The organism is Deinococcus marmoris (assembly GCF_001949125.1).
Lineage (GTDB): Bacteria > Deinococcota > Deinococci > Deinococcales > Deinococcaceae > Deinococcus > Deinococcus marmoris_A.
The window spans coordinates 1-5,152 of record NZ_MSTI01000045.1; the positions used below are offsets into that span (position 1 = coordinate 1).

Annotated in this window: 4 protein-coding genes and 1 pseudogene; 1 reads left to right on the forward strand and 4 read right to left on the reverse strand. The window is 57.9% G+C overall.

Translation table 11 applies throughout. From position 1 onward, the window contains the following. The 4 genes and pseudogenes from BOO71_RS06890 to BOO71_RS06905 form a co-directional block, all read right to left on the reverse strand. A partial coding sequence (locus BOO71_RS06890; RefSeq protein WP_139322801.1) for a transposase occupies positions 1-281 on the reverse strand: 281 nt, incomplete at its 3' end. Between the two features lie 315 nt (positions 282-596). Further along, positions 597-785: pseudogene (locus tag BOO71_RS26835) on the reverse strand (transposase); the annotation flags it as partial. Between the two features lie 129 nt (positions 786-914). Next, positions 915-2,213: an IS701 family transposase gene (locus tag BOO71_RS06895; protein WP_075831221.1), complete on the reverse strand. Its 1,299-nt coding sequence runs from the start codon at positions 2,211-2,213 to the stop codon at positions 915-917. Between the two features lie 1,179 nt (positions 2,214-3,392). Next, entirely contained in the window at positions 3,393-4,355 is a 963-nt protein-coding gene (locus BOO71_RS06905; RefSeq protein WP_439823019.1) for an IS4 family transposase, read from the reverse strand. A gap of 525 nt (positions 4,356-4,880) precedes the next feature. Here BOO71_RS06905 and BOO71_RS06910 point away from each other — a divergent pair. After that, the coding region (locus BOO71_RS06910; RefSeq protein WP_139322802.1) for a transposase family protein at positions 4,881-5,152 on the forward strand (272 nt) is incomplete at its 3' end.

Below are 5,152 nucleotides of genomic sequence, written 5' to 3' on the forward strand. Positions count from 1 at the left end.
GCTTTTTTCAGGATATCCCGTTCCTGTCGCGCAATTTCCAGCTCCCGTTCGAGTTCTTGAAGACGAGTCTCCTGTGGTGAAAGGGCGGGGATCCCCCGCCCGGTGAAGGCAGGGCGTCCAGCGGCCGTTTGATGGTCCTGCTGTTGCTTCCACCGGACAACGTAGTGAGGAGGAACGCCGAGGTCACGGGCGATCTGAGCGCAACTCTTACCGGTCGTGCGAACCAGGCGGACAGCTTCGTATTTGAACTCAGCGGTGAACTTTTGCTTGGGTACGGACATTCTGTCCTCCAGTGTGAATCACACTGAACTTACCCTCCACCAAACCCTAACAACATCATAGTACCCACGCACGCGCACGGTGGCGTTTGCCCTGCGGATGGGGTGGGCGTGCTGCCCGCCATCACCTTGCGGTAAACGTCCCCCGTCTCGGCGTCGGTAAGATTATTGCCCACTGGGGTAGCAGCCCACTCTGTAGCAACAGCAGCGGCGTCTCCTACCGTTTTGCCCAGCCTGCTGCTGAGGCTAATGCTTTGCAGGGCGTTCGTGGTGTTGGCGTTGTTGACGGCCTGCTGGGCAGCGCTCTGAGCCGCACTCTGCTCGATGTCCGCTCTCCGGGGTGCTTCTCAGCGTGCGGCTATCTACGATAGCCGCTGTCGGCTCATCCGCTCTCAGCGCCTCTTTTCGGACCAAAAGCCGGAGATCATGAAGTAAGGTCTCAAAGCAGCCTCGTTCAAACCACCGCATTGCTTGTTCATGGACGATTTTATACGGTGGGAAATCATAGTGATCCAGGTCGTCGTCAAGGTTACTGGGGTAGGCTTGGCGCATGACCCCTAATTATGCCCTCAGCAGATTCTTGAGTCCACTTTACAAATCTTCTCCGGACAGCTTCTAGCTGTACTTTGGGGATATTCAAGGACCGCTGAATAAAGCTGTGCAGGCGCGGCATTGACGGCAAGGAGGTGGCAGGGGACTCGCCCCTGCCACCTCGGCTCGGATGGCGGGAACGGTGTCGCCCATCAGATCGTCGGGCTGAGTTAGTCGTAGCCATTGAAGGAAGGTCAGAGCCACCATACATAGCACGGCGTGGTGATGCAGGCCCTGCCAAGAACGGCCCTCGAAGTGATCCAGGCCGACTTCCTCCTTCAGCTCCCGGTGGGTCAACTCGCAGGCCCAACGGCGCTTGGTGACTTCCACCAGACGAGCTAACGGTGTGTCGGCGGGCAGGTTGCAGACGGAGTATTTGCGTTCCTCCCCACGCCGCTGTTCCCCGATGATCCAGGCAGCTTGTCCGGGAAGGTGTTGGCCCTGGGCGTTCTCCTCCCCATCGGCCAGGCGAACGTAAACCGCTGCAAAGCGTCTTGCAAGCGGGCCCTTGGTCCCGTGTCGCCAGACCAGGTGCTGCCATGCAGCACCGTTCAAGACCTCCTCCACCGATTGCCGGTCCTCAGAGGGAGTCGGGTGTTTCGGCCTTCTCCCTCGGAAGATCTTGGGGATCGGGATCAAACGCACATCCTTGGGATAGACCGTCTGCGTACGGGTAATACCCACGGACCACAGCAGGCCTCGCTCGGTCAGTGCCTGCCGGAACTGGGCATTCACCCCGTACCCGGCATCCGCCAACACCATGCCGAAGGTGACGTGTTCGCGCACCCGGTCCAGTTCCTTGAGAGCCAGCTCCCACTTGGTCTGCGGCAGCTGGTGTTCCACTGGAACACCAGCTGCGCTGAGACGAGCAGGATCGCGGGTCCACTCCTGCGGCAGGAAGAGCCGTAACGCGAGGGGAACGGGCAACTCGTGCTGAGCCAAGGTCAAGGAGACCAGGCATTGACAGGTGGTGATCTTCCCAGCCTGCCCCGAGTACTGGCGGGCGACGCCCACGGATTTGGTGCCGAACTTCGTCAGACAGGTATCGTCGATGATCAGGACGGCTTCTTTCCCGCCGAGCATTTGCTGGGCCCGTTGAGCGAGCAGAGTTTCCAAGGGATCTGTCAGCCACGGGCTATCGGTGATGAATTGCTGGATGTGGTCTTCTTTCCCGGGCGCCACTACGGCGGCCAGGGGTTGCATGCTTTTCCGATGGGCAGTGCTGCAAAGTCCACGGACGTATAGAGGAGCCCAGGTTCGCTGGGCTCGGTGGCGAAAGTGCGTCAGGAAAGGTGCGAACCAGGTGGGAAAATGTCGAGTCCATCGAGGAAGGTGACGAGGCATAGCAGGAAGGCCAGCATCACGGATGCTGGCCTCCGTGTCACCTCCCTGAATATCCCCAAAGTACAGCTAGTGATGTTCGTGCTGTTATATAATCAGATTCGTCTTGATAATTCAAGTTATACCGCTTGCTGTCTCAAAAACGCATAATCAGGGGTCACGATAGAGCTGGATTCCGTTGGTAAAGTCAGGCGGGCAAAACACCGCACCCTGGGGTGGGAATTCATGCGCTCCTGGATAAGACCGCACGAGCGCTGTGGACGGTCTCGACGGGGGTTTTACAGAGGGATGTCAAACGCAACATCCCCCACTTGGCAGACTTTCGCGGAACCGGCAACTTTACCAATGGAATCTTACTCCAGCCAGACCCTAGATAACGCGCTCTAGACGCTGTTTTAATAGATTGTTCGAGCAACCTATTTCCATCTGGATAGTTGAGGACAGCTGGCCTTTTACGCACGAGCGCATCACACCTAATGCCCCGGGACACGGCCAGAGGCCCTCAGGTGTGTGTACTTCTGTACGTAGGTACCCGTGGTGGGGTCACACGCTGAGCAGAGTTGACGGGCCAAGGCCCGCGCTCCTGAACCAGCGCTTCAACGCCGACCATGTCAAAGGAAACGCGGCACTATGGGTGCGCCGCATCACACCACACCCCCTGCACACCTGTGTGACTGGGTCATACCACTCGAACTGATGGATACAGTTCTGGGCCCGCAGATACACCATGTAAGCCCGTTCTTCAGCAACGTCGGGCGTGGGGCCCACACCAGTGAAAAACGGGTGCTGGCGCTCATCAGGCCGCTCTTTGCCTGAGAGGAAGAACGTCATCATGCACACCGTGAGTTTGTGAGTCTCCGCGCCTGTGGTGACCAGATGGGTGTGGCTGCCCACCTTCCGACTCACGTTCATCCATTCCATAAGTCATATGACCACAATACCTTAAGGAAAGTCCCACGTTTTCTTCACATCTGTCAATGACCCGTAACGATAGGTAGGGCCTCGCGGCCTTTCCCCCGTTCCAAACCGGACGTGCGACTTTCACCGCATCCGGCTTTCCAGACTCCGGTACTTGTACCAGCTTCTCTTCCTCTTTCCCTTGCGGGATTCGCGGTCTGTTCAGGGACAGGCCCTGTCTAACGTCTGCGCGAACCAGGGGGTTCAGTACCGGACAACTTGCGTTTAAGTGGCGCTGGATGCGGAGAAAGGTTGATTTAAGAGGCCGAAGTAGAGTTCGGCCTGTGGGTGATCCCATCTCAGCGCTCTCGCCAGATATTGCCAGCCATACTGGACCACGCTGACTGCGCGACGACCATGCGCTTTGACTGGGATTGGTTTGGACGCATTCATCCAGACGCCCACCCGTAGACAGCACACCCAGGCCAGCGTGACCAGTCCAAACAACCGCTCTAATCGGTCAGCGTGAGTCACCGCTGACCGTTCCAGGTCAAAGCCACGCGACTTCATGCTGCTGAACGTACACTCGATGCTCCAGCGCAATCGGTACACCGTCCAGGTGTCCCACACCTTCAAATCTGTCGCCAGGACGATGAGATCGCCATCCGCTGCGCGGGTGGCAACCACCTGCATCACGCAGCCGTAGACCCAGCCCTTTTCGAACAGACAGCGCTTCTTTCCGATTTGGACATCCCCGAACCACTGATCGACGCGCAATTCGTCCACTACGCTGTCAGCCCGGATGCGAATCACGCGGCGGATCTTCCGTTTCCGCAGAAAGGTGAACCACTGCTTTCCCACGAACTCCCGGTCGGCCACCAGTGCCTTCCAGCGCTGTGCTGGAAGGCTCTCAAGCAACCTCGCCACCAGTCGCTCACGGGTGGCCGAGTCACTGCATCCACCGTGATCCAGCGCCACCCAGACGAGGGGGAGGGTGAATCCCTCCAACACGACGCCCAGAACGAGGAGATTGAGCGGAGTGTCACCATGCTCCCAATTTGTGCGGTCCAGGCTGAGGACCAGCTTCCCAGCAGGGAGAAGTGAGATCAGAAAGGACAGGAAGAAATTTCTGTCCAGTTGCGGATCCTGTATACACCGTCCCAGACGCTTTTTCTTGGCTTCTGGGGAGCTAGTCCCAGGCATGGCCTGGGACCACTGCTGCTGATTGGTGGTGCGCTGCTCGATCAGCGCACAGAACGCATCCTGGACGCGTTGCAAGGTGTCGCGCCACAAAAAGGGGAAGCGCTCTTTCAGAAGATCGGCGAAATTGATAGCGTCGGGGAAGGCGGCTTCTGCTTGTCTCATAACTCCAAGAAGCCGCCTTTTGCCGTCCCAGACTGCAACCAGATACTCAAACGGCAAAAACGCTGTTCAGGACGCTGCCAACATCAAGTTGTCCGGTACTGAACCAGGGGGTCAAGTTGCTTTCCATTTCCTTCGTCCTGGTGGGCCTTCACCATGTCCCGTCCATTACAGCCGGGCCTTCGGCTACTACGCGTGGCTCCGTCCTCTTTCCTGCACGCTGATATTTTCGCGTCCCTTGCGGGCAAAGCAGTTTCAGAGTTCCCAAATTCCAACGTGCAGGGCGTTCTAGAGTCCCTTAGCAGCCCACTGTATGCCGGGTGGTTGAAGTTCGTCCATCAGGGAGACATGGCCCCAGGCTTTTATCTCAAGCGAGTACAAAAAAAGATCGGGGCCGATCAGCATTGAGGTGTGAAACCAAAACCGATCAGCCCACTGCCCTTTCTAACTCAAATTCCAGACTGGCGCGATCCCAACCGCATTACTTATTCCTGGGATGCGCTCTGGGCGCTCATTCTCACGGGTCTACTCAGTGGCCCTGAGAACATCCTGGCGCTCGCTTCCTGGCTCTCTACGTACCGTGAGCCGCTGACACAGCGGCTCAGCTTGCCCGGTATCCCCCGCCAAGCCACGCTATATCGCTTCTTCTGGAATCTTGATTTCGCTCTCGAACCGCTCCAACA